This is a genomic window from Pseudomonas sp. BIGb0164 (assembly GCF_024810135.1).
In the GTDB taxonomy this organism is placed as follows: Bacteria; Pseudomonadota; Gammaproteobacteria; order Pseudomonadales; family Pseudomonadaceae; genus Aquipseudomonas.
The window spans coordinates 40,480-66,323 of the sequence record NZ_JANUEA010000012.1; the positions used below are offsets into that span (position 1 = coordinate 40,480).

Here is a 25,844-nt window from a genome sequence, read left to right on the forward strand (position 1 = left end):
AGTCCTCAGTTCCAGGCGTGGCGCGCAGGCTTCACGCCGTTGAGCACGAAATTGCCGATCAGGTGATATTTCCAGCGCGCCGGGTCGTGCAGGGTGTGGGTGCGGGCGTTGCGCCAGAAACGGTCAAGGTTGTGCTTGCCGGTGACCGAGCGGGTACCGGCCAGTTCGAAGAGTTTGCTGCTGGCGAGCAAGGCGGTTTCGGCCGACAGCACCTTGGCCTGGGCGACCACCAACGAGGCCTGGGCCACGCTGTCTTCACTGGGTTCAGCGAGGGCCCGGTCTACGGCCAGGCCCGCTTTGGCGAGGATGGCTTCGGTGCCGTGTACGCGCCATTGCAGATCGCCGATGGCGGCGATGGTGAACGGGTCTTGCCAGCCGTGATCCTGCTGGCTGTCGATCCAGGGCCGCGCCTGGCGGGCATAGATCTTCGCCTGTTCAAGGGCACCGACGGCGATGCCAGTATCCACCGCCGCCTGGATGATCTGTGAAATCGGGCCGTTGGCCGTTGGCTGATCGAAGGCCAGGTGAGCCGGGATCACCGCGCTGTGCGGCACGGTCACGCCGTCGAGGGTGACACCGCCGCTGGCGGTGGTGCGCTGGCCGAAACCGTCCCAGCTGTCGATCACGTTCAAGCCTTGGGCATCACGCTCGATGAACGCGATAAAGGCCTGATCCTTTTCGTTGTTGCCGACCGTGGGCACGATATGAGCGAACAGCGCGCCGGTGCAGTAGAACTTCTCGCCGTTGATTTGCGCGGTGTCGCCGTGGAAGCGAATTTGCGTGTCGAAGGTGCCGGCGTTTTTGCTCTTGGCCTCGGAAAAGGCGTTGCCGAAGCGATAGCCTTGCAGGACTTTGCCGAAGTAATACTGCTTTTGTTCCTCCGTGGCGGTTTGCAGCAGGATATCGACCACACCCAGGTGGTTCTGCGGAATCTGCCCCAAGGACGGGTCGGCAGCGGAGATCAACTTGATCACCTCGGCCACCGTCACATAGGACACCTCGGCGCCGCCATAGGCCTTGGGAATGGTGATGCCCCACAAGCCGCTGGCAGAGAACTCGTCAAGCTCGGCCACCGGCAGGCGGCGTTCGCGGTCGCGCGCGCTGGCGTCGACGGCGAAACGCGCGGCCAGGCGGGTGGCGACCTCGATGGCCTCCGCGTCCGAGCGGATGATATGGGCAGGGTGTTGAGGGTGGGCTGACATGGGCCGACTCCAGGCTCCGATGGGATGACCTGGAGGATTGCAGGAGTCGTGCCTGAATTTATAAACTAATAAAATCAGTCAGTTGCTGACTAATCGGGTGTTTGTATGGCGTTTCAAACCAGCAAAGTGTCCATCCACTGTTGCCGGGTGAACAGTTAGATCACCACATTGCGCACGAAACGCACGGGCACGTCGCCGTCGTTGCGATAGCCATGCACGTGACGGCTGGCGAACATGTAGAACTCACCGGCGGCAACGCATTTGTCTTCATCGCCCACCAACAAGGTGAGGCAACCTTCGAACACAAACAATTGCACGCTCCAGCCCTCCGGGTCGGGGTCGGGGCTGTAGCGATCGCCGGGTTCCAATTGCATCTCCCACAACTCGACCTCGCGCCGCGCCGTGGCTTTGGCCAGCAACACCGCCTTGCTCCCGGGGATTTCACCGGCCCAGGCCAGTTCGTTGATGCGGCTGTGGTCGGGGGCGTCCGGCGCCTGGATCAGGTCGCTGAACGCCACGTCCAACGCTTCGGCCACGCGGTCGAGGGTGGACAGGCTGACGTTCTTCTCCCCCGCCTCGATGGCCACCAGCATGCGCCGGCTGACCCCGGACTTTTCCGAAAGCGCGGTCTGGCTCAGGTCGGCGGCGTGGCGCAGGCGACGAACGTTCTGGCTGACGTGCTGTAGGACCGAGGCCCGTTGTGGATTTTCTTTGTGCACTATATTGCTCAATGGGTGGGTGTGCGCAGTATACTGCCCAGCGTGCGGCGCATTGTGCGGTCCGTGCCTTTCCCTTGCAAGACCGAGCCGCCATGACCACGCCGAACGCCTCACCTCGTTTCAACCGTTTCAGTAAAGCCGAATGCATCCTGGTGGTGATCACCATGATCTGGGGCGGCACGTTTTTGCTGGTGCAGCATGCAATGACCGTCAGCGGCCCGATGTTTTTCGTGGGCCTGCGATTTGCGGCGGCGGCGATTGTGGTGGGCTTCTTTTCCCTACGCACGTTGCGTGACCTGACCGTGTTCGAGTTGAAGGCCGGGGTGTTTATCGGCGTGGCGATCATGTTTGGCTACGGGCTGCAAACCATCGGTTTGCAGACGATCCTCAGCAGCCAGTCGGCGTTTATCACCGCTTTATATGTCCCGTTTGTACCGCTGCTGCAATGGGTGGTGCTGGGCCGTCGCCCGGGCTTGATGCCGAGCATTGGCATCATGCTGGCGTTTACCGGGCTGATGCTGCTGACCGGGCCTGCGGGCGCTTCGCTGAATTTCAGCCCCGGCGAAATCGCCACGCTGATCGGCGCGGTGGCGATTGCCGCTGAAATCATCCTGATCGGCGCCTTTGCCGGCCAGGTTGACGTGCGCCGGGTGACCGTGGTGCAACTCGCCACCGCGTCGGTGCTGTCATTCATGATGGTGGTGCCGATGGGCGAGGCGTTGCCGGGGTTCTCGTGGTTGCTGCTGTTCAGTGCCGTGGGCCTGGGCCTGACCAGTGCGGTGATCCAGGTCGCGATGAACTGGGCGCAGCAAAGCGTTTCACCGACCCGAGCCACGTTGATCTATGCCGGTGAGCCCGTGTGGGCAGGCGTGGTTGGGCGAATTGCCGGTGAGCGCTTCCCGCCGATAGCAATGCTGGGTGCGGCGTTGATTGTGGCGGCGGTGATTGTGAGCGAGATGAAGACCAAGGGGCAGAGGGCGGCAGAGCGAGAGGATGCGTTGGAGCAGGAACGCATCGGTTAAGGCCCACCGAACACCCGGCTTTTGATCTGCTTTGCTTTTGACCTTGATCTTGATCCAAGGCGCCCCGTCAACCACGCTGGCCGAACGCAGGCTTGAATCCGTGGGTAACCCGGCAGGACGCCGGGTTAGCCGTCCTGGGCCAGGGATGGCCCATGACGGCGGCCCACGGATTCAAGCCGGAGAGAGGGCACACCGAGCCTAGGCGAGGTGCCGAGGGGTGGGGCGAAGCGTTTTTGGTTACTTTTGGCGCTCTTCCAAAAGTGACCCGCTGTAAGAGCGGAACCATAAGTGGCCGTTACCGCAGGAACGGATATGTACACAGACATACCGCTATCGCAGGCAAGCCAGCTCCCACATTTGACTGATTTATACCTGATAGAACCGGGTTGGCTGGATGGCCGTCATAGCGGGCAAGCCCGGCTCCCACAGGGATCGGATTCCAATGATTGACTACGGTGCACAGTGCCAAGTAGGCATTTTCGGCCTACCTTGTAGGATCCTGCCACATGTTGCCGTTTGGTGATCGTGAAAGCGGCACGTATGATGCATCCCAAACTCCCGCAGATTAGAAGCCTATGTCCCTGATAGTTCTACTGCTTCTGCCATTCATTGGCAGCTGTCTGGCGGCCATGCTGCCGCACAATGCACGTAACACCGAATCCCTGTTGGCCGGCCTAGTGGCCCTGGTCGGCACCCTTCAAGTCGCCCTGCTCTACCCCCAGATCGCCCACGGTGGCGTGATCCGCGAAGAATTCATGTGGTTGCCCAGCCTCGGGCTGAACTTCGTGTTGCGCATGGACGGGTTTGCCTGGCTGTTCTCGATGCTGGTGCTGGGCATCGGCACGCTGGTGTCGCTGTATGCGCGCTACTACATGTCGCCGGACGACCCGGTGCCGCGTTTCTTTGCGTTTTTCCTGGCGTTCATGGGCGCCATGCTTGGCCTGGTGATCTCCGGCAACCTGATCCAGATCGTGTTCTTCTGGGAACTGACCAGCCTGTTCTCGTTCCTGCTGATCGGCTACTGGCACCACCGCGCCGATGCACGGCGTGGCGCCTACATGGCATTGATGGTCACCGGCGCGGGCGGCTTGTGCCTGTTGGCGGGCGTGATGCTGCTGGGGCATATCGTCGGCAGCTATGACCTGGACCAGGTGCTGGCGGCGGGCGATCAGATTCGCGCGCATTCGCTGTACCCGGTGATGCTGGCCCTGGTGTTGATCGGCGCCTTGAGCAAAAGCGCGCAGTTCCCCTTCCATTTCTGGCTGCCCCACGCGATGGCAGCGCCCACGCCCGTATCGGCGTACCTGCATTCGGCGACGATGGTGAAGGCCGGCGTGTTCCTGCTGGCCCGCCTGTGGCCGTCGCTGTCCGGCAGCGAAGAATGGTTCTACATCGTCGGCGGTGCCGGCGCGCTCACCCTGCTCCTCGGCGCTTACTGCGCCATCTTCCAGAACGACCTCAAGGGCCTGCTGGCCTATTCCACCATCAGCCACCTCGGCCTGATTACCTTGCTGCTGGGCCTCAACAGCCCGCTGGCCGCCGTCGCCGCCGTGTTCCACATCCTCAACCATGCCACCTTCAAGGCCTCGTTGTTCATGGCGGCGGGGATCATCGACCATGAAAGCGGCACCCGCGACATTCGCAAGCTCAGCGGCCTGGTGCGCCTGATCCCGTTCACCGCCACGCTGGCGATGGTTGCCAGTGCGTCCATGGCCGGGGTGCCGTTGCTCAACGGCTTCCTGTCCAAGGAGATGTTCTTTGCCGAGACCGTCTTTATCTCCTCGACCGCCTGGGTGGAGTTCGCCCTGCCGGTGATCGCCACCATCGCGGGCACGTTCAGCGTCGTCTACGCCCTGCGCTTTACCGTCGATGTGTTCTTCGGCCCCACCGCCACCAACCTGCCCCACACGCCTCACGAACCGCCACGCTGGATGCGTGCGCCGGTTGAACTGCTGGTGTTCACCTGCCTGCTGGTGGGGATCTTCCCGGCCCAGGTGGTGGGATCGATCCTCGCGGCGGCCGCCTTGCCGGTGGTCGGCGGCGTGCTGCCGGAGTACAGCCTGGCGATCTGGCACGGCTGGAACGCGCCGATGATCATGAGCCTGGTGGCCATGAGTTGCGGCGTGGTGCTGTACCTGGTGCTGCGCAAGCAACTCAAGCGCGGCCGCTTCAAATACCCGCCGATCATCAGCTACTTCAACGGCAAGCGCATGTTCGAGCGTTGCCTGGTGGTGATGATGCGCGGGGTGCGCAAGATCGAGAAACGCATCAGCACCAAGCGCCTGCAGACCCAGCTGTTCCTGCTGGTGCTGGTGGCGGTGGTCGGCGGCATGATCCCGATGCTTAACAGCGGCCTCAGCTGGGGCGATCGCCCGAAAATCCCGGGTTCCATCGTGTTCGTCACCTTGTGGCTGTTGGCAATTGCCTGTGCCCTCGGCGCCGCCTGGCAAGCCAAGTACCACCGGCTGGCAGCCCTGACCATGGTCAGCGTGTGCGGCCTGATGACCTGCGTGACCTTCGTATGGTTCTCGGCGCCGGACCTGGCGCTGACCCAGTTGGTGGTGGAAGTGGTGACCACTGTGCTGATCCTGCTGGGCCTGCGCTGGCTGCCACGGCGGATCGAAGAAGTGTCGCCACTGCCCAGTTCCTTGCGCAAGGCGCGCATCCGTCGTCTGCGCGACTTCCTGCTGTCCACCGTGGTCGGTGGCGGCATGGCGTTGCTGTCCTACGCGATGCTGACGCGCCAGACCCCCAACGACATCTCCTCGTTCTACCTCAGCCGCGCGCTGCCCGAAGGCGGCGGCAGCAATGTGGTGAACGTGATGCTGGTGGACTTCCGGGGCTTCGACACCCTCGGCGAAATCACCGTACTTGGCGCTGTGGCACTGACGGTCTATGCGCTGCTACGACGATTCCGTCCATCCAAAGAGAGCATGGAGTTGCCGCCACAACAGCGTCAGCTGGCGCCGGACGTGGCCACCGACCTGGTTAACCCGCGCCAGGCCAGCGACACCGCCCTGGGCTTCATGATGGTGCCGGCGGTGCTGGTGCGCCTGCTGCTGCCGATTGCGCTGGTGGTGTCGTTCTACCTGTTCATGCGCGGCCACAACCAGCCGGGCGGCGGGTTTGTCGCAGGCCTGGTGATGTCGGTAGCGTTCATCCTGCAATACATGGTCGCCGGCACGCAGTGGGTCGAGGCGCAGATGAGCCTGCGGCCGATGCGCTGGATGGGCTTCGGCCTGCTGTCTGCAACCCTCACCGGGCTCGGCGCGCTGTTGGCCGGTTACCCGTTCCTCACTACCCACACCTGGCATTTCAGCCTGCCGCTGCTGGGTGATATCCATATCGCCAGCGCGCTGTTCTTCGACGTCGGCGTGTACGCGATGGTGGTTGGCTCGACGCTGTTGATGCTCACCGCCCTCGGCCACCAGTCGGTGCGCGCGCACAAACCGAGCAACCAGGCCAAAGCCGTGGCCGCCACAGAAGGAGCCGCCTGATGGAAGAAGTCATCGCAATTGCCATTGGGGTCCTGGCGGCCTCCGGCGTGTGGTTGATCCTGCGACCACGGACCTTCCAGGTGGTCATGGGCCTGTGCCTGTTGTCGTATGGGGTCAACCTGTTCATCTTCAGCATGGGCAGCCTGTTCATCGGCAAGGAGCCGATCATCAAGGACGGCGTGCCGCAAGACCTGCTCAACTACACCGACCCTCTGCCCCAGGCGCTGGTGCTCACGGCCATCGTGATCAGCTTTGCCATGACCGCCTTGTTCCTGGTGGTGCTACTTGCCTCCCGGGGCTTGACCGGCACGGACCATGTGGACGGCCGGGAGCCCAAGGAATGACGTGGATGAATCAACTGATCGTCGCGCCGATCCTGCTGCCGCTGATGACCGCCGCGCTGATGCTGATGCTCGGCGAAAAACGCCGCCCACTGAAAGCACAGATCAACCTGGTCTCCAGCATTATCGGGCTGGGCATCGCGATCCTGCTGCTGTACTGGACGCAAAAAGGCGGCCCCGGCTCGATTGGCGTGTACCTGCCGGGCAACTGGCAGGTGCCGTTCGGCATCGTGCTGGTGGTGGACCAACTGTCGGCGCTGATGCTGGTGCTCACCGGCATCATCGGCGTGAGCGCGCTGCTGTTCGCCATGGCCCGCTGGGACCGCGCGGGCACCAGCTTCCACGCGTTGTTCCAGGTGCAGATGATGGGCTTGTACGGCGCCTTCCTCACCGCCGACCTGTTCAACCTGTTCGTGTTCTTCGAGGTGCTGCTGGCGGCGTCCTACGGCTTGATGCTGCACGGCTCGGGCCGGGCGCGGGTGTCGGCGGGGCTGCATTACATTTCGATCAACTTGCTGGCGTCGTCGTTGTTTTTGATTGGCGCGGCGATGATCTACGGCGTGACCGGTACGCTGAACTTCGCTGACCTGGCGCTGAAAATCCCGCTGGTGCCAGAGGCGGATCGTGGCCTGTTGCACGCGGGCGCTGCGATCCTGGCGACAGCTTTCCTGGCCAAAGCCGGCATGTGGCCGCTGAACTTCTGGCTGGCACCCGCCTATTCTTCGGCAAGTGCGCCCGTGGCGGCGATGTTCGCGATCATGACCAAGGTCGGCGTGTACACCGTGCTGCGCCTGTGGACCCTGCTGTTCTCCGGCCAGGCCGGTGCCTCGGCACTGTTTGGCGGCGACTGGCTGGTGTACGGCGGCATGGCGACCATCATCTGCGCCGGCCTGGCGATGGTGGCAGCGCAGCGGCTGGAGCGCATGGCCAGCTTGAGCATTCTGGTGTCGGCGGGGATCTTGTTGTCGGCCGTCGGCTTTGCTCAGCCAAGCTTGACCGCTGGTGCGCTGTTTTATCTGGTCAGCTCGACACTGGCGTTGAGCGCGCTGTTCCTGCTGGCCGAGTTGATCGAGCGTTCGCGCTCGGCCAACGACCTGCCGCTGGATGAAGAAATCGATGCGCTGCCCAAGGCCATGGAGTCCCTGCACCCGCGTCCAGGGGTGAACCTCGACGATGAACAGCAAGCGGTAGTCGGCCAGGTGATTCCCTGGACCATGGCGTTCCTGGGCTTGAGTTTTATCGCCTGCGCCCTGCTGATCATCGGCATGCCGCCGCTGTCCGGGTTCATCGGCAAGCTCAGCCTGCTGAGTGCACTGGTCAACCCGCTGGGCTTGGGCGTCAGCATCGATGCACCGATCCGCCCTGCGGCGTGGGGCCTGGTGGCGCTGCTGATCCTCTCCGGCCTGGCCTCGCTGATCGCCTTCGCGCGCCTGGGCATCCAGCGTTTCTGGACCCCGGAAGAGCGCCCTTCGCCGCTGCTGCGGCGCTACGAGTGCGTGCCGATCTTCTTCCTACTGGGCCTGAGCATCCTGCTGACCTTCAAGGCCGAGCCGCTGATGCGCTACACCCAGGACACCGCCGTCAGCCTGAACAACCCGGAACACTACGTGATGGCAGTGATGGCGACGCGCCCGGTGCCGAGCCCTGAAGCCAAGGCCGCCGCGCTGGAGGTGCAACCATGAAGCGCCTGTTCCCTGCCCCGTGGCTCTCGTTGGCGTTGTGGTTGTTGTGGCTGGTGCTCAACCTGTCCGTGAGCCCCGGCAACCTGTTGCTGGGCGCGGTGCTGGGCTTTCTCGCGCCGCTGATGATGGCGCCGTTGCGGCCGTTGCCGATCCGCATTCGCCGTCCCGGGGTGATCATTCGCCTGTTCTTCCTGGTGGGTCGCGATGTGATCGTCTCCAACCTGCAAGTGGCCTGGGGCGTGCTGATGTGCGGCTCCCGCCCGCCGCGCTCGCGCTTTATCAAGATTCCCCTGGACCTGCGCGACCCCAACGGCCTGGCTGCACTGTCGATGATCACCACCGTGGTGCCCGGCACCATCTGGTCGGAACTGGCGCTGGACCGCAGCATCCTGCTCTTGCACGTGTTTGATCTTGAGGAAGAAGCGCCCTTTATCGAGCACTTCAAGTCCACTTACGAGCGGCCCCTGATGGAGATCTTCGAATGAGCGCCCTGCTCTCCAATGCGATCCTGTTCAGCCTGTTCCTGTTCTCGCTGGCGATGGTGCTGACGCTGATCCGCCTGTTCAAAGGCCCGTCGGCCCAGGACCGGGTACTGGCGCTGGACTACCTGTACATCCTGGCAATGCTGATGATGCTGGTGCTGGGTATTCGGTACGCCAGTGACACCTACTTTGAAGCGGCGCTGCTGATTGCGCTGTTCGGCTTCGTCGGCTCGTTTGCCCTGGCGAAATTCCTGCTGCGTGGGGAGGTGATTGAATGATGCCGTTATGGGTGGAAGTGATCGTGGCGGTGCTGCTGGTGCTCAGCAGCGTATTTGCGCTGATTGGCGCGGTCGGGTTGCTGCGCATGAAAGACTTTTTTCAGCGCATGCACCCGCCTGCCCTGGCCTCTACGCTGGGCGCCTGGTGCGTGGCGTTGGCGTCGATCATCTATTTTTCGGTGCTCAAGTCCGGGCCGGTGTTGCACGGCTGGTTGATCCCGATCTTGTTGTCGATCACGGTGCCGGTGACCACGTTGTTGTTGGCGCGTACAGCGTTGTTTCGTAAGCGTATGGCGGGTGATGATGTGCCGGCTGAGGTCAGCAGCCGTCGCTAATCCCTCAGGCAAACACTGTAAAAAATGTGGGAGCGGGGTTCCTCGCGAATACGGTGTATCAGAAACACATACAGTGACTGACACTCCGCTTTCGCTTTCGCGAGCACGTCCGCGCCCACATTTGAATTGGAGATACAGCGAGGACGTACTGCGATGAGCAAAATCTACACACCCGCCACCGCTGCCGCCGACGTCGAGACCACCCTCAACTGGCTCGGTGGCCGTTGGAAGCTGATCATTTTGTTCCACCTGTTCGGCGGCCAGGTACAGCGCTATTCCGACCTTGAACGCCTGATCCCGGATATCTCGCAAAAGATGCTCGCCCAACAACTGCGCCAGCTCGAAGCCGATGGCCTGGTGCACCGCACGGTCTACCCGGTGGTGCCGCCGAAAGTCGAATACCGCATGACCGAGTGGGGCCAGCGCCTATGCCCGGTGCTGGATGGCCTGCTCAAGTGGCAGGACGCAAAACCTATCGTTTAAACGGTGGGCACCGTACCGCCGTCAATCACATACTCGGTGCCACTGATCGAAGCGGCGCGCGGTGACACCAGGAAGGCGATCAAGTCGGCGACTTCTTGTGGTTTGGCCGGTCGCCCCAAGGGAATGCCACCCAGCGCCTGCATAATGATCTGCTTGCCACCTTCGTAATCTGTACCCGCCTGATCCGCCAGGCGTTCTGCCAAGGCGACTGCCGCGTCCGTCTCCACCCAACCCGGCGACACACGCACCACCCGCACCCCCTTGGGCGTGACCTCTTTCGACAGGCTCTTGCTGTACGTCGCCAATGCCGCCTTGGCAGCGGCATACGCCGTGGTCGATTCCGGCAACGGCAATTCCCGCTGAATCGACGTGACATGAATAATCACCCCGGCCCCTCGCTCGACCATCCCCGGCAACAAGGCCCGATCCACCCGCACCGCTGCCATCAGGTTCTGGTTCAGTGCATTCGACCACTGCTCATCGTCCAACACGGCAAAGCCGCCGCCCGGCGCACTGGAACCGCCGAGCACATTGACGATGATATCGACGCCACCAAACTGCGTTTTCACCGCATCAGTAGCGCGGGCACACCCGGCAGCCGTGCCGAGGTCGGCTGCAATGAAATGCACGCCTTCAGGCGGTGAATCGTTGGCCGAGCGTGCAATCGAAATGACCTCGACGCCTTGCTCGCGCAATGCCGCGACTACTGCCGCACCGATGCCTTTCGTTCCACCGGTAACCAAGGCACGAAGGCCTTTCAAGCCGAGATCAAAACTCATGGGGTGTACTCCTGGGTAGATAAAGACCGCAGGATAGGAGCGCGCCAGACACGCCACAAGAACGCACAGAAAGGTAATGGGCTTACCGAAAAGTTAGGATTGGGATTTAAAGGGCTTCGCACCTGCGTGACATAGGCTCGGTAAAAACCGTGGGAGCTGGCTTGCTCTCACATTGGGTTTGGCGCTAGGCGAAGGATCGGATTCTGGCCGCCAACTCTGCCAACTCGGTATCGTCCGCCCGCACATGATCATGGGATGAGATATAGCCTTCATACGCCTCAAAGAACTTCTCCACCTTCGAACTCAACGGCTTGAACGCACTGTCCGAGCCCGTTCCATGCATGGGAAATAACTTCGCATGCAGGTGATCCACACCGTAGCCTTCAAGCATCATCCCGGTGCGTGCCACATCGGGAAACGCGCGGTCGATCTGCAATGCCGTCCTCTTCGCCGCGACTGCCAGCGCGGCCAACACTTCATCCGACTGCGCAAACGCATAGCTACCGTAATGCTGCTTGGGGATTACCACGCTGAAACCCGGGGTGTTGGGGAAAATTGAGAGGAAGGCCATGTGCTGGTCGTCTTCCCACAGGATGTGGGCTGGGGCGGTTTTTTTAACGATGCTGCAGAAAATACAATCCATTTTAGTCACGGCCCTTTTCGTCGTGGATTTGATCGTAGACTTATCTAAAGCCACGATTCGGCACGCGTCAAAGCAAATAGGAAAAAGGAGACATATCCCACATGGAAATCAAGTGTTCGGTTTTTATCGCAGCCAGCGTTGACGGTTTCATTGCACGACCTGACGGCGACATCGAGTGGCTTCACCGCCCGGAATATGAAATCGCCACCTTGAATGGCGTGACGTATGAACACTTCATCGCCACCGTCGATGCCTTGGTCATGGGTCGCAAGACTTTGGAGAAAGTCCTGTCCTTTCCCGAGTGGCCCTACGAGGGTTTGCCGGTCATCGCGCTATCTCGCCAGGTGCTGGAGATTCCCGCGCATCTACAGGGCAAGGTGGAAGTGCTGGCGGCGGATGTGGGCACACTGGTCAAGCAGTTGGCCGAGCGTGGCATGAAGCATCTGTATATCGACGGCGGGCAGACGGTCCAGGCGTTTCTTGAGGCGGGCCTGATCGACGAGTTGATCATCACGCGAATCCCGGTGTTGCTGGGGCAAGGCATTGCGTTGTTCGGCGTGATCGGCAGCGAGCACGCGCTTCGCCATCTTGGCACGGACGTATCGGCAAACGGCTTTGTGCAGAGCCGCTATGCCCTTGCAAAAACCTGAAACCACACACCTGTAGGAGCTGGCTTGCCGGCGATAGCGTACTCTGGGCCGACCAAGATGCTGAGTACATATCCATTTCTGCGGTAACGGCTGCTATGGGTTCCGCCCTTACGGCGGCTCACTTTTGAACAGCCCAAAAGTAAGCAAAAGGCTCTTGCCCCACCACTCGGCACCTCGCCTGGGCTCGGTGTGCCCGAACCCAGGCTTGAATCCGTGGGCCGCCGTCATGGGCCATCCTTGGCCCAAGACGGCTAACCCGGCGTCCTGCCGGGTTACCCACGGATTCAAGCCTGCGTTCGGCCAGCGTGGTTAACGGGGCGCCTCAGATCAAAATCAAAAGCAGACGCGGCGGCCTTAGAGCCGACCGGTGAAGTTTGCCGACCGCATTCCCTGTAGGAGCCGGCTTGCCGGCGATGCAGACACCTCGGTCTGTGGATCAGGTACACCGAGCAGATGCCATCGCCGGCAAGCCGGCTCCTACAGTGGATCTAGCAAGCCGTTAAAATGATGTGCAAAAAAAACGCCCCGAACCAGTCGGGGCGTTTTTTTGTTCAGCGTTTACCGATCAAGCCTGATCAGCCAAGCGCCAGGTGGTACCACCCTTCCCGTCTTCCAACACCACACCCATGGCGGTGAGTTGGTCGCGGATACGGTCGGATTCCGCCCAGTCCTTGTTGGCGCGTGCAGTCAGACGCGCCTGGATCAGCGCATCCACTTCAGCCGCATCCACACGCCCTTCAGCGCCGGCTTGCAGGAAGTCTTCAGGCTTCATTTGCAGAACCCCGAGCACGCTGGCCAATTCTTTCAGGCGAGCCGCCAGGCCAGCCGCGGCGTCGAGATCGCTCTCGCGCAGGCGGTTGATCTCGCGCACCATCTCGAACAGCACCGCGCAGGCTTCCGGGGTGCCGAAGTCGTCGTTCATGACTTCGGTGAAGCGGGCCACGAAGGCTTCGCCGCCGGCCGGCGCTACGCTCGGCAGGCCTTTCAACGCGTGGTAGAAACGCTCCAGGGCGCCCTTGGCGTCCTTGAGGTTGTCTTCCGAGTAGTTGATGGCGCTGCGGTAGTGGCTGGACACCAGCAGGTAACGCACAACCTCAGGATGGTACTTTTCCAGCACGTCGCGAATGGTGAAGAAGTTGTTCAAGGACTTGGACATCTTCTCGCCATTGATGCGGATCATGCCGCAGTGCATCCAGGCGTTGGCGTAGGTCTTGCCGGTGGCCGCTTCGCTCTGGGCGATTTCGTTTTCGTGGTGCGGGAACTCCAGGTCGCTGCCGCCGCCATGAATGTCGAAGGTTTCGCCTAGGCAGCAGGTGGACATCACCGAGCATTCGATATGCCAGCCCGGACGGCCCGCGCCCCATGGCGACTCCCAGCTCGGCTCGCCGGGCTTGGTGCCTTTCCACAGCACGAAGTCCAGCGGGTCCTGCTTGGCTTCGTCCACTTCGATACGTGCGCCGATGCGCAGGTCTTCGATTTTCTTGCGCGACAGCTTGCCGTAGCCCATGAACTTGGCGACGCGGTAGTACACGTCGCCATTGCCCGGGGCGTAGGCGTAACCCTTGTCGATCAGGGTCTGGATCATGGCGTGCATGCCCGGGATGTGGTCCGTGGCACGCGGTTCCATGTCCGGCTTGAGGATGTTGAGGCGCGCCTCGTCCTCGTGCATGGCGGCGATCATGCGCTCGGTCAGCGCGTCGAACGACTCGCCGTTTTCGTTGGCGCGGTTGATGATCTTGTCGTCGATGTCGGTAATGTTGCGCACGTACGTCAAGTCATAGCCGCTGAAACGCAACCAGCGGGTCACCAGGTCGAAGGCAACCATGCTGCGGCCGTGGCCGATGTGGCAGTAGTCGTACACGGTCATGCCGCACACGTACATGCGCACCTTGTTGCCATCCAGCGGCTTGAAGACTTCTTTGGTCTTGCTGAGTGTGTTGTAGATCGTTAGCACAACGGCTTCCTTAGAGAATCACTGGCCCCACGAATCACGCAAGGTCACGGTACGGTTGAATACCGGGCGACCGGGTTTCGAGTCCTTGATATCTGCGCAGAAGTAACCTTCGCGCTCGAACTGGAAACGGTCTTCCGGCTGTGCTTCGCCCAACGAGGGTTCGGCACGACAACCAGTGAGTACTTGCAGGGAGTCAGGGTTGATGTTGTCGAGGAAGCTGGCGCTGTCTTCGGCCTTCTCAGGGTTCGGCGAACGGAACAGGCGATCGTACAGACGCACTTCGCACTCGATGCTGGCCGCAGCCGGTACCCAGTGGATCACGCCTTTGACTTTGCGGCCTTCCGGGTTCTTGCCCAGGGTGTCCGGGTCGTACGAGCAACGCAGTTCGACGATGTTGCCGTCGGCGTCCTTGATCGCTTCGTCAGCGCGGATCACGTAGCTGCCACGCAGGCGCACTTCGCCGGCCGGTTCCAGGCGCTTGTAGCCTTTTGGCGGCTCTTCCATGAAGTCATCGCGGTCGATGTAGATTTCGCGGGCAAACGGCAGCTTGCGCACGCCGAGTTCTTCTTTCTGCGGATGGCGCGGCAACTCGAGGTTGTCGACCTGGCCTTCCGGGTAGTTGGTGATCACGACTTTCAACGGACGCAGCACGCACATGGCGCGCGGGGCGTTGGCGTCGAGGTCCTGGCGGATGCTGAATTCGAGCATGCCGTAGTCGACCACGCCGTCGGAACGGTTGGTGCCGACCATCTCGCAGAAGTTGCGGATCGACGCAGGGGTGTAGCCACGGCGGCGGAAGCCCGACAGCGTGGACATGCGCGGGTCGTCCCAGCCATGCACGTGCTTCTCGTCAACCAGCTGCTTGAGCTTGCGCTTGCTGGTGATGGTGTAGTTCAGGTTCAGGCGGCTGAACTCGTACTGACGCGGCTGCGCGGGAACCGGCAGGTGCTCCAGGAACCATTCATACAGCGGACGATGGCTTTCGAACTCCAGGGTGCAGATGGAGTGGGTGATGCCTTCGATGGCGTCCGACTGGCCGTGGGTGAAGTCGTAGTTCGGGTAGATGCACCACTTGTCGCCCGTCTGGTGGTGATGGGCGTGGCGGATGCGGTACATGATCGGGTCGCGCAGGTTCATGTTCGGCGAGGCCATGTCGATCTTGGCACGCAATACGCGGGCGCCGTCCGGGAACTCACCGGCGCGCATGCGGGCGAACCAGTCCAGGTTCTCTTCCACCGAACGGTCGCGGAACGGGCTGTTCTTGCCCGGCTCGGTCAGCGTGCCACGGTATTCCTTGGCCTGTTCCGGGCTCAGGTCGTCGACGTAGGCCTTGCCGGCCTTGATCAGTTCGATGGCCCAGTCGTGCAACTGGTCGAAGTATTGCGAGGCATAGCGCACTTCACCGGACCATTCGAAGCCCAGCCACTTCACGTCGCTTTCGATGGCGTCGATGTATTCCTGGTCTTCCTTGGCCGGGTTGGTGTCGTCGAAACGCAGGTGCGTGACGCCACCGAACTCCTGGGCCAGGCCGAAGTTCACACAGATCGACTTGGCGTGGCCGATGTGCAGGTAACCGTTGGGCTCTGGCGGGAAGCGGGTGACGATCTGCGTGTGCTTGCCCGAATCCAGGTCCGCCTGGATGATCGGGCGCAGGAAATTGACCGGGACGGCAGGTCCGGCCTTGGCATTCGAGGTAGGGTCGACAGTGGGCTTGCTCATAGGATCCTTGAACAGACAAGTACGTGGCCGGGCTAGGCCGACAAAACAAAGGCGATATCATAGCCGATGCTGTCAAGCACCTGACAGAGCGAGGCCGAAAACTGCTGCATTTATTGCATGGGCGGTAAAAAACCACCTCGAAATTCCTGCAGGTCACGCTAAACTGCGCGCCTTGGCCGTCGTTTAGCCATACCGGTCGTGGTGCCCCGGGCACCCAAACCCACGAATTCCCTGAAATAGAGTAGTGAACATGACTCAAGTCAAACTGACCACCAACCACGGTGACATCGTCATCGAGCTGAACGCCGAGAAAGCGCCGATCACCGTCGCCAACTTCATCGAGTACGTGAACGCCGGCCACTACGAAAACACCGTTTTCCACCGTGTCATCGGTAACTTCATGATCCAGGGCGGCGGTTTCGAGCCAGGCATGAAAGAAAAGAAAGACAAGCGCCCAAGCATCCAGAACGAAGCGGACAACGGCCTTTCCAACGACAAGTACACCGTCGCCATGGCCCGTACCATGGAGCCGCATTCGGCCTCCGCGCAGTTCTTCATCAACGTCGCCGACAACGCTTTCCTGAACCACAGCGGCAAGAACGTGCAGGGTTGGGGCTACGCGGTATTCGGTAAAGTCACCGAAGGCCAGGACGTCGTCGACAAGATCAAAGGCGTGCAGACCACCGGTAAAGCCGGCCACCAGGACGTTCCGGTAGAAGACGTTATCGTCGAGAAAGCCGAGATCATCTAAGCGTGATCCTGCTTATTTCAGATTTGCATCTGGAAGAGGAGCGCCCGGACATTACCCGGGCGTTTCTGGATCTGCTCCGCGGCCGCGCCCGTGGCGCCCAGGCGTTGTACATTCTGGGGGACTTCTTTGAAGCCTGGATTGGCGACGACGGCATGACCCCCTTCCAGCGTTCGATTGGCGAGGCTCTGCGTGAGCTGAGCGACAGCGGCACCCCGATTTTCATCATGCACGGCAATCGCGATTTCCTGATCGGCAAGGCGTTCTGCAAAGCCGCAGGTGCCACCTTGCTCAAGGACCCGAGTGTCGTGCAGCTCCATGGCGAGCCTGTGCTGTTGATGCACGGCGACAGCCTCTGCACCCGCGACGTCGGCTACATGAAGCTGCGGCGCATCCTGCGCAACCCCATCGTGCTGTTCATCCTGCGCCACCTGCCGCTAAGCACCCGCCACAAGCTGGCGCGCAAGCTGCGCAGTGAAAGCCGTGCGCAGACGCGCATGAAGGCCAACGACATCGTCGATGTGACCCCCGAGGAAGTGCCACGGGTGATGCAGCAGTTTGGCGTGCGCACCCTGGTCCACGGCCACACCCACCGCCCCGCCATTCATAAGCTGCAGATTGGCGACCAGGCGGCCAAGCGCATCGTGCTGGGGGATTGGGACAAGCAAGGGTGGGCGTTGCAGGTGGATGAGCAAGGGTTTCAGTTGGCGGCGTTTGATTTTGTGAACCCGCAGTTGGCGTTGCCTGGGGCCTGATCACAAACCCCACTGGTCCCATGTGAACAGAGATCCAAATGTGGGAGCGGCAAGTCGAATCGTCGCACCGCCGCTCCCACATTTTTGACCGCGTACATCCAGAAATCAGTGGCCGGAAGCTTCCGGCCCCGCCTTCGCACCAAACGGCGGCTTGGCCAGCCACACCAGTAACATCAAGGCCATGAACATCCACCCCAGCAACGTGAAGTAGTCCACGGTGGACATCATGTACGCCTGGCTGGTGAGGATCTGGTCCAGCTGCGCATAGGCCTTGTGCCCTGCCCCACCCAGCGCCTGCAACGCATCGCGAGTCGCCGAGTCGTAGGTGGTCATGTTCTCGCTCATGTAGGCATGGTGCTGGTCCGCCCGGCGAATCCAGATCCAGGTGGTCAGCGACGCCGCGAAGCTGCCGCCCAGGGTCCGCAGGAACGTCGCCAGGCCCGCGCCGTCGGCGATCTGGTGCGGCGGCAGGTCGGACATCAGGATGCTCAGGGTCGGCATGAAGAACAGCGCCACGCCAATGCCCATGAACAGCTGCACCAGGGCGATGTGCTGGAAGTCCACCTCATTGGTGAAGCCCGCCCGCATAAAGCAGCTCAAGCCAATCGCCAGGAACGCCAGGCCCGCCAGCAGGCGCAGGTCGAACTTGTGCGCGTACTTGCCCACGAACGGCGACATCAGCACCGGCAGGATGCCGATCGGCGCCACCGCCAGGCCCGCCCAGGTGGCGGTGTAGCCCATCTGGGTCTGCAGCCATTGCGGCAGGATCAGGTTGATGCCGAAAAAGCCCGCGTAGCCCAGGATCAACACGATGGTGCCAATGCGGAAGTTGCGGTAGGCGAACAACCGCAGGTTGACCACCGGATGCTTGTCGGTCAGCTCCCAGATGACGAACACCGCCAGGGCGATCACCGAAATCGCCGCGCCGATAATGATGAAGTTGGACTCGAACCAGTCCAGGTCATTGCCCTTGTCGAGGATGATCTGCAAAGCCCCCACGCCGACGATCAAGCTCAGCAGGCCGACGTAGTCCATCGGCTGGTAGCTGGTTTCCACTGGACGTTTCTTCAACTGCGAACGCACCACCATCACCGCAAAGACGCCGATGGGCACGTTGATGAAGAAGATCCACGGCCAGCTGTAGCTGTCGGTGATCCAGCCACCGAGGATCGGCCCGGCAATCGGCGCCACCACCGTGACCATCGCCAGCAGTGCCAGGGCCATGCCGCGCCTGGCCGGCGGGTAGACCGCAATCAGCAGCGTCTGGGTCATGGGGTACAACGGCCCGGCCACCAGGCCTTGAATGACGCGAAAGGCGATCAGCTCGGGCATGGAGGTGGAAATACCGCACAGGAACGAGGCCAGCACGAACAGCATGGTCGCCCACAAAAACAGCTTCACCTCGCCAAAGCGGCGGCTCAGCCATCCGGTGAGCGGCAAGGCAATGGCGTTGCTCACCGCAAACGAGGTGATCACCCAGGTGCCCTGCTCCGAACTCACGCCCAGGTTGCCGGAAATGGTCGGCAACGCCACGTTGGCGATGGTGGTGTCGAGCACCTGCATAAAGGTCGCCAGCGACAGGCCAATAGTGGCCATCAACAGGCTGGGTGGCGTGAAGGAGGCGTTATTGCTCATCAGCGTTGCACAGCCTTGGGCGCGGCGACGCTGTTGTCATGGATCAGCTGGGTGATCATGGCGTCGGCTTCGGCCAGTTGGCGGTCGTACACGTTGGTGGTCAACGAGGCTTTTTGCGGCGCTTGTTGCGCCAGTACCGGGCCGCTCTGGTCGTGCAGGTCAACATTGACCACTGTCGACAAACCTACCCGCAGCGGGTGCTTGGCCAGTTCGTCGGCGTTGACGTGGATGCGCACCGGCACCCGTTGCACGATCTTGATCCAGTTACCGGTAGCGTTCTGCGCAGGCAGCAGGGCAAACGCGCTGCCGGTGCCGGCGCCGAGGCTGTCGACGGTGCCGCTGAACTTCACGTCGCTGCCGTAGATGTCCGACTCGATGTCCACCGGCTGGCCGATGCGCATGTTGCGCAGCTGGGTTTCCTTGAAGTTGGCGTCGATCCACAGCTGGTCCAGCGGGATCACGGCCATCAAGGCAGTGCCTGGCTGTACGCGTTGGCCCAGTTGCACGGTGCGCTTGGCCACATAGCCGGTGACCGGCGCGATCAGGGTGCTGCGCGCATTGGTCAGGTAGGCCTGGCGCAGTTGGGCGGCCGCAGCCTGCACATCCGGGTGCGACGAAATCACGGTGTCATCCACCAGCGCGCTGCTGGTCTTGAACTGTTGCTGCACGTTGGCCAGGGCGTTTTGCGCCGAGGTCAGGTCGTCGCGGGCGTGGGACAGTTCTTCCTGGGAAATCGCGCCGCCGGCAGCGAGGTTCTTACGACGGTTGTAGTTGTCCTGGGCCTTTTGCACGTTGGCTTGTTGCGCCAGCACCTGGGCCTTCATGCCGTCGACATTGCTGTACAAGCCGCGCACCTGGCGCACGGTGCGGGCCAGGTTGGCCTGGGCACTTTGCAGGGCGACGGCGGCGTCGTTGGGGTCGAAGTTGATCAGCACTTGGCCTTCGTGGACCAGGTCGCCATCGTCGGCGCCGATGCTGACCACGGTGCCGGTGACCAGCGGGGTGATCTCCACCACGTTGCCGTTCACATAGGCGTCGTCGGTGCTTTCATTGAAGCGGCCGTAGAGTTCATACCAACCCCACACGCCAACGATGCCGAGGATGACGATCAGCGCCAGGCCGATCAGCATCACCTTGCGCTTGCGTGGGTTAGTGTCTTTTTCTGTTGCGGCGTTGCTGTCGGCAGTGGCCATGACTAATACCTCACATTATTCCGTACGCGTTGCTGGGGTGGCCGCTGCCACGTTTGCGGCGTTGTATCCGCCACCCAGGGCCTGCATCAATTGAATCGACAGATCGATCTGCGCAGCATTCAGGGTCGCCAGCTGACGCTGGGCCTGCAGCAACTGCTGCTCGATGCTGAGCACATCCAGGTAGTTACCGATGCCGGAGCTGTAGCGCTGCACACCGGTGTCGTAGGACTGCTGGGCGATGTCCGCGGCGTGTTGCTGGGCCTGGATCTGCCGACCGGTTTCGCGCAATTGCACCAGGCTGTTGCCGATATCGCCCAGGGCCTGCACCAGGGTCTTGTTGTACTGCGCCACCGCCAGGTCGTAGTCGGCGTCGCGGGCATCGAGGTCGGCGCGCAGGCGGCCGCCGTCGAAGATTGGCAGCGAGAGGGTCGGCGCAATGCTGAAGAAGCGGCTGGCCGAACCGAACATCGCGTCGCCCAGCAACGACTCGGCCCCGGCGCTCGCACTCAGGTTGAGGTTGGGGTAGAAGCGGGTCTTGCTCGCGGCCACGTTCTTGCTCGCAGCCTCTACGCGCCAGCGGGCGGCGATCAGGTCAGGGCGACGGCCCAGCAGCTCGGCCGGCAACACCGAGGGCACGGCCACGGCGCTGGGCTTGAGCACGTTGGGCCGGGCCAGTTCGCCGCCCCGGTCCGGGCCTTTGCCGAGTAACACTGCCAGGGCGATCTTGGCGCTCTGCAGTTGTTTTTCCGCATCGATCAGTTGCGACTCGGAGCTGGCTTCCAGGCTCTCGGTCTGCTGGTACTGGTACTGGCTGTCGATGCCTGAATTCAGGCGGCGCTTGCCCAGGTCGAGCATCTGGCGGGTGCGCTTGAGGTCGTCGTTCGCCAGGTCACGCACGATGTGCGCCTGGCCCAGGTCGCTGTAGGCCTTGGCCACGTTGGCAGCCAGGGTCAGGCGTGCGGCCTGTTGGTCGACTTCGGCGGCGCGGGCCTGGCCCAATGCGGCTTCCCAGGCGGCACGCTGGCCACCCCACAGGTCGAAGTTGTAATTGAAGCTGGCGCCGATATTACGCACGGTGGCGTAGGCATCGCCTTCACCACGCGGGTCCTGGTCCTTGGCCAAGCGCGAACGGCTGACGCCGGCGCTGGCGTCCAGGGTCGGCATGCGTGCCGCATCGGCGGCAAAGGCGGCGGCTTCGGCCTGGTGGGCACGGGCGCTGGCCACTTGCATGTCGGGGCTGTTTTGCAGGGCTTCCTGGATCAGGCCGTCGAGCTGTGGATCGCCGAGGCTCTTCCACCAGTCGGCGGTGGGCCAGGCGGCTGGCGACAGGGTCACGCCGCTCAGGGATTTACCGGTTTGCAGGGTGTTGGCGTCGAGGCGTTGGCCCTGGGTGTCGAGGCCGCTGAAGTTGGCACAACCGGCCATGCTCATCGCCACCAGCACCAGGCTCAGTGCACGCGTTTTCATTGGTTACCTACCCGCTGGATGACGATGGCGTCACCGGCAGCTACTAGAATTTTCGTGAGGATCCTTTCCAGGCTCTGCAACTCGCCGGGCTCCAGGGCGCCGGCCAGTTCGTTCATCGACTGCGCGCCAATGTGCGGCAGCATGTCTGCCAAGCGCTGGCCGTCTTCGGTCAGCACCAGCCGGACCTGGCGCCGGTCCTGGTCGGAACGCTGGCGGGCCAGCAAGCCCTTTTGTTCCAGGCGGTCGAGCATGCGGGTCATGGAACCGCTGTCCAGGGACAGGTTGCGGCACAGTTCGGCCGGGGTATCGACGTCGAACTGGGCAATGATGATCAACACCTTGAACTGCGCGGCCGTGACGCCGTGGGGTTCCATGTGGGTGTCGATAATGCGGTCCTTGAGCAGCGCCGCCCGACCCAGTAGCAGGCCGAGGTGGCAGTTGCGGAAGCTGTCAGGGGTGAAGTGGGGCATCGGAAGTCACCTTATTACTGCCTAGGCAGTGAATGTATGACAAGATGTTACTGCTTAGGCAGCGAATGTCAAATGGAATAATTAGCTTGCTTGCTAATTGACCGATAAGCGGTGGCTCACGGCGCAATCAGCGTGCGCCGCGACGCACCATCAACAGCACCAGCCACGGCCCGCCCAACAGGGTGGCGACCAGCCCTGCGGGCATTTGCTCGGGGAACACCAACTGCCGGCCCAGCCATTCGGCCAGCACCATCAGCGTGGCGCCAAACAACGCCGACAGCCACAGTTGCTGCATCGGGCGACGGGCGCCGGCCAGGCGGGCGATAGGGGGGGCCAGCAGACCGACGAACGACAGCGGGCCCACCAACAGCGTCGCGGTGGTGGTCAAGACGCCGGCGAACAACAGGATCAACAGGCGGGCTCGGCTGACCGGCACACCGACACTGGCCGCGGTGCCCTCCCCCAGCGAAAACGCCAGCAACCAGCGGCTGAACAGCGGCACCAGGCACAGCCCGAAGGCAAACACCGCCGCACTGGCCCAGGCTATCGACGCCGGCAAGTAATACAGCGAGCCCATCATCATCTGCAGCATCAACCCGGCGCGCGGGTCACCACTGGCCAGGCTGGCGCTAACCATCGCCTGGGCCCAGGCACTCACCGACACCCCCACCAGCAACAGGCGCTGCGCGGTGAACGCTCCCCGGCCAAACCAGAGCAGCGCGCCCAGCGCCGTCAACGCGCCGGCCAGGCAGGCAACGAACAGCACCGCAGCCGAAGGCTGTGCCACCAGCAACACCACCGCAATCACCCCCAGCGCACCGCCGGAACTCACCCCCAGCAGGTCCGGGCTGGCCATGGGGTTGGCCGTGAGCCGTTGCAGCAAGGTCCCGGCCAATGCCAGTAAACCTCCCGCCGCCGCGGTAGCGACGGTGTGAGGCACCTGCCAGAACAGCAGCGCGCTGAGTTGTGACAGGCTGGCGACCTGCCAGCCGTGCAGGCTGCGCGACACTGCCAACGACAGGAATAGGCTGAGCAGCAGCAACCCCAGCGTGCGCCCGAGAGCAAATCGCGCCTCGCCGTGCGTGCTCAAGCGCCAGCCACTCGACAGCCCCTGGCGCAAGCGCGGCAGCAGGAACACCAGCAACGGCACGCCCAACAACGACGTGACCGTGCCCGTAGGAATCAAGTGGGCCGCAAACGGGCTGGCACTCGACACCTGCAACACAATCTGGTCAGTGGCCCACAACAGTCCCGCGCCAATGCACGCCGCCCACACCAGGCGCTGGTACAGCGTGCGCGCGCCCAACAGCCGGGCCAGCGCTGGCGCCGCCAACCCGACAAAGCCGATCACCCCTACCTGGGCCACCACCAGGGCCGTCAGCACCACGGCCAGCAACACCGCCAGCAGGCGTGTCGTGCCGACCTTCGCGCCCAGGCTGCGGGCCGTACTTTCGCCGCTGTCGAGCAGCGCCAAGGGGCGCCGGCTGAACCACACGACGACGCCACACCCCACCAGGCCCAGGGCGAGATGGGCACTGGGCATCCAGCCGGACTGCTCCAGCGCACCACCGCCCCAGATCTGCAAACCGCGCAGTAAATCGAAGTTGCCCAGGGCAATCGCCAGGCTGATCGCGCCGCAATAGAGGTTGACCACCATGCCCGACAGAATCACCGCCACGGGCGACAACCGCTGCGGCCACGCCAGCAGCAACACCACCAACACGGCCGCGGCGCCACCGGCCAAGGCGACGGCCTCGCGACTCAGGGCCACCTCGCCCGGCCAATACAACGCAGACAGCGACAGCGCCAGGTAGGCCCCCGGGAAAATCCCCAGCGTCATGGGCTCTGCCAACGGGTTGCGGAGCACCTGTTGCACCAGCGCGCCCGCCAGCCCCAGCGCAGCCCCGCACAACAGCGCCATTGCCACCCGTGGCAGCAGTGAGGCATGCAGCAGCACCTGGGGCAGCACGTCAGGGTCCGGGGCAAACCAGGCCTGCCACCCGCCACTGCTGCCCAGCAGGTCCTGCACCTGGATCAAGGCCAACGCGCTCGCCACCGAAAGCAAGACCAACAGCAGCCCCAGGCATCCACGCGGGATCGCCTGGCGTAAGGCGTTAACCATGGGCGGCCTCCGGGTTCTCGATCTGTGCCAAGGCCACGTGCAACGCACGGGCAAAGCGTTGCAACGACACCAGCCCACCGTAGGGCGCGATCACCGGCAGTTCCGCTACACGGTGCTGGCGCACACAGGGCAACGCCTGCCAGACCGGGCTGGCCTGCAAGGCCGCACGCACATCAGCGGTCACCGGCCCCACCAGCAACAGGTTGGCCAGCGGTGCCGACGCCAGGCGTTGCAACGGCACCAGGGCATTGCCCGCGCGGTTGCTCGACCAACCGGCAGCCTGCGCACCATTGCTCACGCCGAGCGACTGCATCACCGCATCGAACAGGCTGCCCTGGCCGTACACCCGCAGAAAATGCCCATCGACGGCGTCGGCCACGATCGTCGGCAGCGCCGTCAGCGGTGGCGCGAGGGGCACCTCGAAACGGCGCCGGGCCTCGTCGATCAACGCTTCGGCGCGGGCCGACTCACCCAACGCACGGGCCAGGGTGCGGGTGTCGTCGAGCAATGCCGGGTAGGGTTGCGGGCTGTCCATATAGCCGCCCAGGGTCAGCGTGGGGCACAGGCGTTCCAGGGCCGGTTTCAAGTTGGAATGCCCCGGCGTGAGGATCAACAGATCTGGCTTCAGGTCGCGCAGCACATCGAAGTTGGGCTGGTACAGCAGGCCGACATTGACCACCCCTTGGGCCAGCGGCGGTTCAACAATCGTGCGCCGGTACCAGTCGGGCAGCGCCATGGCAATCGGTGTGTGGCCCAGGGCCAGCAGGGTTTCGGTCAGCTCCCAGCTGAGCGAGACGATTCGCCTCGGCCCGTCGGCCGCCGACGCACGAGCCAGCCACACGGCAGGTCCGGCGCACACCAAGGCTTGCAGCAGTTGACGACGGTTCATCGTGGGAAACTGACCAGGCGGCCACTCACGGGGTCGCGCAACACCCCCATCGGCGTGCCATAGATCCGTTGCAAATGATCATCCTGCAACACTTCGGCGGCCGGCACCTGCATCAGCAACCGCCCCTCGCCCAGGGCAATGACTTCATCGCAGAAGCGCGCCGCCATGTTGATGTCGTGCAGGATGATCACCGCGCCCATGCCACGCTGGGTGCACAGGTTGCGCACCTGTTGCAGGACGGCGACCTGGTGGCCGATGTCCAGCGCCGAGGTGGGTTCGTCGAGCAGCATGCAGCGGCAGTTCTGCGCCACCAGCATGGCGATCCAGACACGCTGGCGCTCGCCACCCGACAGGCTGTCCACGGCACGCTCGGCGTACTGCGCGACCTCCGTGGCGCACATCGCCTCCTCCACCCACTGGCGATCCTGGGCACTGAAGCGACCGAGCGCGCCGTGCCAGGGGTGACGCCCCAGCGCCACCAGCTCACGCACCCGCATGCCGTCGACCTCTGGCGGTTGTTGCGCCAGGTAGGCGATCTGCCGTGCAAAGGCCCGTGAAGACCACTGCGGCAATGGCTGGCCAGCCAGCGTCAGCCTACCCGCCGTGGGGATCGACTGGCGCGCCAGCAGCTTGAGCAAGGTCGACTTGCCCGAGCCGTTGTGCCCGACCAGGCCGTACACTCGCCCGCTGTGCAACTGCAAATCGAGGGGGTGCAGCAAGGTTCGCGCGCCCATGCGCACGCTGACACCCTCCAGGCGAAACAGGACCTCGGCCTGGGC

General features: G+C 62.9%; 24 protein-coding genes. 11 read left to right on the forward strand and 13 right to left on the reverse strand.

All coding sequences use genetic code 11. The features are described from left to right. Positions 1-5: 5 nt before the first annotated feature. Positions 6-1,202, reverse strand: a complete 1,197-nt coding sequence (locus M2394_RS27330) for an SfnB family sulfur acquisition oxidoreductase (protein WP_259175243.1) — start codon at positions 1,200-1,202, stop codon at positions 6-8. A 155-nt stretch (positions 1,203-1,357) separates the two neighbouring features. Beyond that, positions 1,358-1,921: a helix-turn-helix domain-containing protein gene (locus M2394_RS27335; RefSeq protein WP_259175245.1), complete on the reverse strand. Its 564-nt coding sequence runs from the start codon at positions 1,919-1,921 to the stop codon at positions 1,358-1,360. A gap of 92 nt (positions 1,922-2,013) precedes the next feature. Here M2394_RS27335 and M2394_RS27340 point away from each other — a divergent pair, with 92 nt between their 5' ends. The 8 genes from M2394_RS27340 to M2394_RS27375 all read left to right on the forward strand — a co-directional run bounded on the left by M2394_RS27340 (position 2,014) and on the right by M2394_RS27375 (position 10,041). Beyond that, positions 2,014-2,943 (forward strand): DMT family transporter, encoded by a 930-nt coding sequence (locus M2394_RS27340; protein WP_178921248.1) that lies wholly within the window; start codon positions 2,014-2,016, stop codon positions 2,941-2,943. A 575-nt stretch (positions 2,944-3,518) separates the two neighbouring features. Further along, positions 3,519-6,440 (forward strand): monovalent cation/H+ antiporter subunit A, encoded by a 2,922-nt coding sequence (locus M2394_RS27345; RefSeq protein ID WP_178921246.1) that lies wholly within the window; start codon positions 3,519-3,521, stop codon positions 6,438-6,440. After that, complete coding sequence (locus M2394_RS27350) at positions 6,440-6,784, forward strand: Na+/H+ antiporter subunit C (protein ID WP_003192163.1); 345 nt, start codon at positions 6,440-6,442, stop codon at positions 6,782-6,784. Before M2394_RS27345 ends, M2394_RS27350 begins: the two co-directional genes overlap by 1 nt. After that, positions 6,781-8,463: a monovalent cation/H+ antiporter subunit D gene (locus M2394_RS27355; protein ID WP_259175266.1), complete on the forward strand. Its 1,683-nt coding sequence runs from the start codon at positions 6,781-6,783 to the stop codon at positions 8,461-8,463. The genes M2394_RS27350 and M2394_RS27355 overlap by 4 nt, the downstream gene beginning before the upstream one ends. Beyond that, entirely contained in the window at positions 8,460-8,948 is a 489-nt protein-coding gene (locus M2394_RS27360) for a Na+/H+ antiporter subunit E (RefSeq protein ID WP_176998838.1), read from the forward strand. Before M2394_RS27355 ends, M2394_RS27360 begins: the two co-directional genes overlap by 4 nt. After that, a complete protein-coding gene (locus M2394_RS27365) occupies positions 8,945-9,223 on the forward strand; it encodes a K+/H+ antiporter subunit F (protein WP_005789171.1) in 279 nt (92 codons plus the stop codon). The genes M2394_RS27360 and M2394_RS27365 overlap by 4 nt, the downstream gene beginning before the upstream one ends. Continuing rightward, entirely contained in the window at positions 9,220-9,558 is a 339-nt protein-coding gene (locus M2394_RS27370; RefSeq protein WP_016969635.1) for a Na+/H+ antiporter subunit G, read from the forward strand. Before M2394_RS27365 ends, M2394_RS27370 begins: the two co-directional genes overlap by 4 nt. Positions 9,559-9,711: 153 nt before the next feature. Continuing rightward, a complete protein-coding gene (locus tag M2394_RS27375; protein ID WP_259175268.1) occupies positions 9,712-10,041 on the forward strand; it encodes a helix-turn-helix domain-containing protein in 330 nt (109 codons plus the stop codon). On the opposite strand, the gene M2394_RS27380 is transcribed toward M2394_RS27375, so the two are convergent. Together M2394_RS27380 and M2394_RS27385 are read right to left on the reverse strand one after the other, a co-directional pair. Further along, a complete protein-coding gene (locus M2394_RS27380) occupies positions 10,038-10,820 on the reverse strand; it encodes an SDR family oxidoreductase (RefSeq protein WP_259175269.1) in 783 nt (260 codons plus the stop codon). The two genes, M2394_RS27375 and M2394_RS27380, sit on opposite strands and share 4 nt — an antisense overlap. Positions 10,821-11,004: 184 nt before the next feature. Beyond that, the gene (locus M2394_RS27385; protein WP_259175483.1) at positions 11,005-11,463 is read right to left on the reverse strand and encodes an HIT family protein; all 459 of its coding nucleotides are present in this window, start codon (positions 11,461-11,463) and stop codon (positions 11,005-11,007) included. A 101-nt stretch (positions 11,464-11,564) separates the two neighbouring features. On the opposite strand from M2394_RS27385, the gene M2394_RS27390 reads away from it, so the two are divergent. Further along, positions 11,565-12,113, forward strand: coding sequence for a dihydrofolate reductase family protein (locus tag M2394_RS27390; protein WP_259175270.1), 549 nt, complete (start codon positions 11,565-11,567; stop codon positions 12,111-12,113). 565 nt (positions 12,114-12,678) lie between these two features. Here M2394_RS27390 and cysS read toward each other — a convergent pair. After that, positions 12,679-14,067, reverse strand: a complete 1,389-nt coding sequence (gene cysS / locus M2394_RS27395) for a cysteine--tRNA ligase (protein WP_176998841.1) — start codon at positions 14,065-14,067, stop codon at positions 12,679-12,681. A gap of 18 nt (positions 14,068-14,085) precedes the next feature. After that, positions 14,086-15,786 (reverse strand): glutamine--tRNA ligase/YqeY domain fusion protein, encoded by a 1,701-nt coding sequence (locus M2394_RS27400; RefSeq protein WP_178918899.1) that lies wholly within the window; start codon positions 15,784-15,786, stop codon positions 14,086-14,088. Positions 15,787-16,036: 250 nt separating this feature from the next. Between M2394_RS27400 and M2394_RS27405 the strand changes: the two genes are divergently transcribed. Beyond that, complete coding sequence (locus tag M2394_RS27405; RefSeq protein WP_123717841.1) at positions 16,037-16,537, forward strand: peptidylprolyl isomerase; 501 nt, start codon at positions 16,037-16,039, stop codon at positions 16,535-16,537. A gap of 2 nt (positions 16,538-16,539) precedes the next feature. Then, the gene (gene lpxH / locus M2394_RS27410) at positions 16,540-17,289 is read left to right on the forward strand and encodes a UDP-2,3-diacylglucosamine diphosphatase (RefSeq protein WP_259175273.1); all 750 of its coding nucleotides are present in this window, start codon (positions 16,540-16,542) and stop codon (positions 17,287-17,289) included. Positions 17,290-17,394: 105 nt separating this feature from the next. Here the strand turns inward: lpxH and M2394_RS27415 are convergent, their stop codons facing one another. The 7 genes from M2394_RS27415 to M2394_RS27445 all read right to left on the reverse strand — a co-directional run bounded on the left by M2394_RS27415 (position 17,395) and on the right by M2394_RS27445 (position 25,829). After that, positions 17,395-18,924 carry a DHA2 family efflux MFS transporter permease subunit gene (locus M2394_RS27415; RefSeq protein WP_178918895.1) on the reverse strand — a complete coding sequence of 510 codons (1,530 nt, stop codon included), beginning with the start codon at positions 18,922-18,924 and terminating at the stop codon, positions 17,395-17,397. After that, on the reverse strand, positions 18,924-20,117 hold the full coding sequence (locus M2394_RS27420) for an efflux RND transporter periplasmic adaptor subunit (protein ID WP_259175274.1): 1,194 nt from the start codon (positions 20,115-20,117) through the stop codon (positions 18,924-18,926). Before M2394_RS27420 ends, M2394_RS27415 begins: the two co-directional genes overlap by 1 nt. A gap of 15 nt (positions 20,118-20,132) precedes the next feature. Beyond that, entirely contained in the window at positions 20,133-21,584 is a 1,452-nt protein-coding gene (locus tag M2394_RS27425; protein WP_178918893.1) for an efflux transporter outer membrane subunit, read from the reverse strand. Further along, entirely contained in the window at positions 21,581-22,054 is a 474-nt protein-coding gene (locus M2394_RS27430; RefSeq protein WP_178918892.1) for a MarR family winged helix-turn-helix transcriptional regulator, read from the reverse strand. Before M2394_RS27430 ends, M2394_RS27425 begins: the two co-directional genes overlap by 4 nt. A 127-nt stretch (positions 22,055-22,181) precedes the next feature. Then, a complete protein-coding gene (gene fhuB, locus M2394_RS27435; RefSeq protein ID WP_259175277.1) occupies positions 22,182-24,176 on the reverse strand; it encodes a Fe(3+)-hydroxamate ABC transporter permease FhuB in 1,995 nt (664 codons plus the stop codon). After that, on the reverse strand, positions 24,169-25,065 hold the full coding sequence (locus tag M2394_RS27440) for an ABC transporter substrate-binding protein (RefSeq protein ID WP_259175279.1): 897 nt from the start codon (positions 25,063-25,065) through the stop codon (positions 24,169-24,171). The genes fhuB and M2394_RS27440 overlap by 8 nt, the downstream gene beginning before the upstream one ends. Then, on the reverse strand, positions 25,062-25,829 hold the full coding sequence (locus tag M2394_RS27445) for an ATP-binding cassette domain-containing protein (RefSeq protein WP_259175485.1): 768 nt from the start codon (positions 25,827-25,829) through the stop codon (positions 25,062-25,064). Before M2394_RS27445 ends, M2394_RS27440 begins: the two co-directional genes overlap by 4 nt. Positions 25,830-25,844: the final 15 nt, after the last annotated feature.

Coding starts and splice junctions, on each gene's coding strand:
- M2394_RS27355 (WP_259175266.1), top strand. CDS start 6,781: ATGACGTGGATGAATCAACTGATCGTCGCGCCGATCCTGCTGCCGCTG.
- M2394_RS27430 (WP_178918892.1), bottom strand. CDS start 22,054: ATGCCCCACTTCACCCCTGACAGCTTCCGCAACTGCCACCTCGGCCTG.
- M2394_RS27340 (WP_178921248.1), top strand. CDS start 2,014: ATGACCACGCCGAACGCCTCACCTCGTTTCAACCGTTTCAGTAAAGCC.
- M2394_RS27390 (WP_259175270.1), top strand. CDS start 11,565: ATGGAAATCAAGTGTTCGGTTTTTATCGCAGCCAGCGTTGACGGTTTC.
- M2394_RS27440 (WP_259175279.1), bottom strand. CDS start 25,065: ATGAACCGTCGTCAACTGCTGCAAGCCTTGGTGTGCGCCGGACCTGCC.
- M2394_RS27385 (WP_259175483.1), bottom strand. CDS start 11,463: ATGGATTGTATTTTCTGCAGCATCGTTAAAAAAACCGCCCCAGCCCAC.
- M2394_RS27425 (WP_178918893.1), bottom strand. CDS start 21,584: ATGAAAACGCGTGCACTGAGCCTGGTGCTGGTGGCGATGAGCATGGCC.
- M2394_RS27345 (WP_178921246.1), top strand. CDS start 3,519: ATGTCCCTGATAGTTCTACTGCTTCTGCCATTCATTGGCAGCTGTCTG.
- M2394_RS27350 (WP_003192163.1), top strand. CDS start 6,440: ATGGAAGAAGTCATCGCAATTGCCATTGGGGTCCTGGCGGCCTCCGGC.
- M2394_RS27365 (WP_005789171.1), top strand. CDS start 8,945: ATGAGCGCCCTGCTCTCCAATGCGATCCTGTTCAGCCTGTTCCTGTTC.
- M2394_RS27415 (WP_178918895.1), bottom strand. CDS start 18,924: ATGAGCAATAACGCCTCCTTCACGCCACCCAGCCTGTTGATGGCCACT.
- fhuB (WP_259175277.1), bottom strand. CDS start 24,176: ATGGTTAACGCCTTACGCCAGGCGATCCCGCGTGGATGCCTGGGGCTG.
- M2394_RS27380 (WP_259175269.1), bottom strand. CDS start 10,820: ATGAGTTTTGATCTCGGCTTGAAAGGCCTTCGTGCCTTGGTTACCGGT.
- M2394_RS27400 (WP_178918899.1), bottom strand. CDS start 15,786: ATGAGCAAGCCCACTGTCGACCCTACCTCGAATGCCAAGGCCGGACCT.
- M2394_RS27420 (WP_259175274.1), bottom strand. CDS start 20,117: ATGGCCACTGCCGACAGCAACGCCGCAACAGAAAAAGACACTAACCCA.
- M2394_RS27370 (WP_016969635.1), top strand. CDS start 9,220: ATGATGCCGTTATGGGTGGAAGTGATCGTGGCGGTGCTGCTGGTGCTC.
- M2394_RS27375 (WP_259175268.1), top strand. CDS start 9,712: ATGAGCAAAATCTACACACCCGCCACCGCTGCCGCCGACGTCGAGACC.
- M2394_RS27330 (WP_259175243.1), bottom strand. CDS start 1,202: ATGTCAGCCCACCCTCAACACCCTGCCCATATCATCCGCTCGGACGCG.
- M2394_RS27360 (WP_176998838.1), top strand. CDS start 8,460: ATGAAGCGCCTGTTCCCTGCCCCGTGGCTCTCGTTGGCGTTGTGGTTG.
- M2394_RS27405 (WP_123717841.1), top strand. CDS start 16,037: ATGACTCAAGTCAAACTGACCACCAACCACGGTGACATCGTCATCGAG.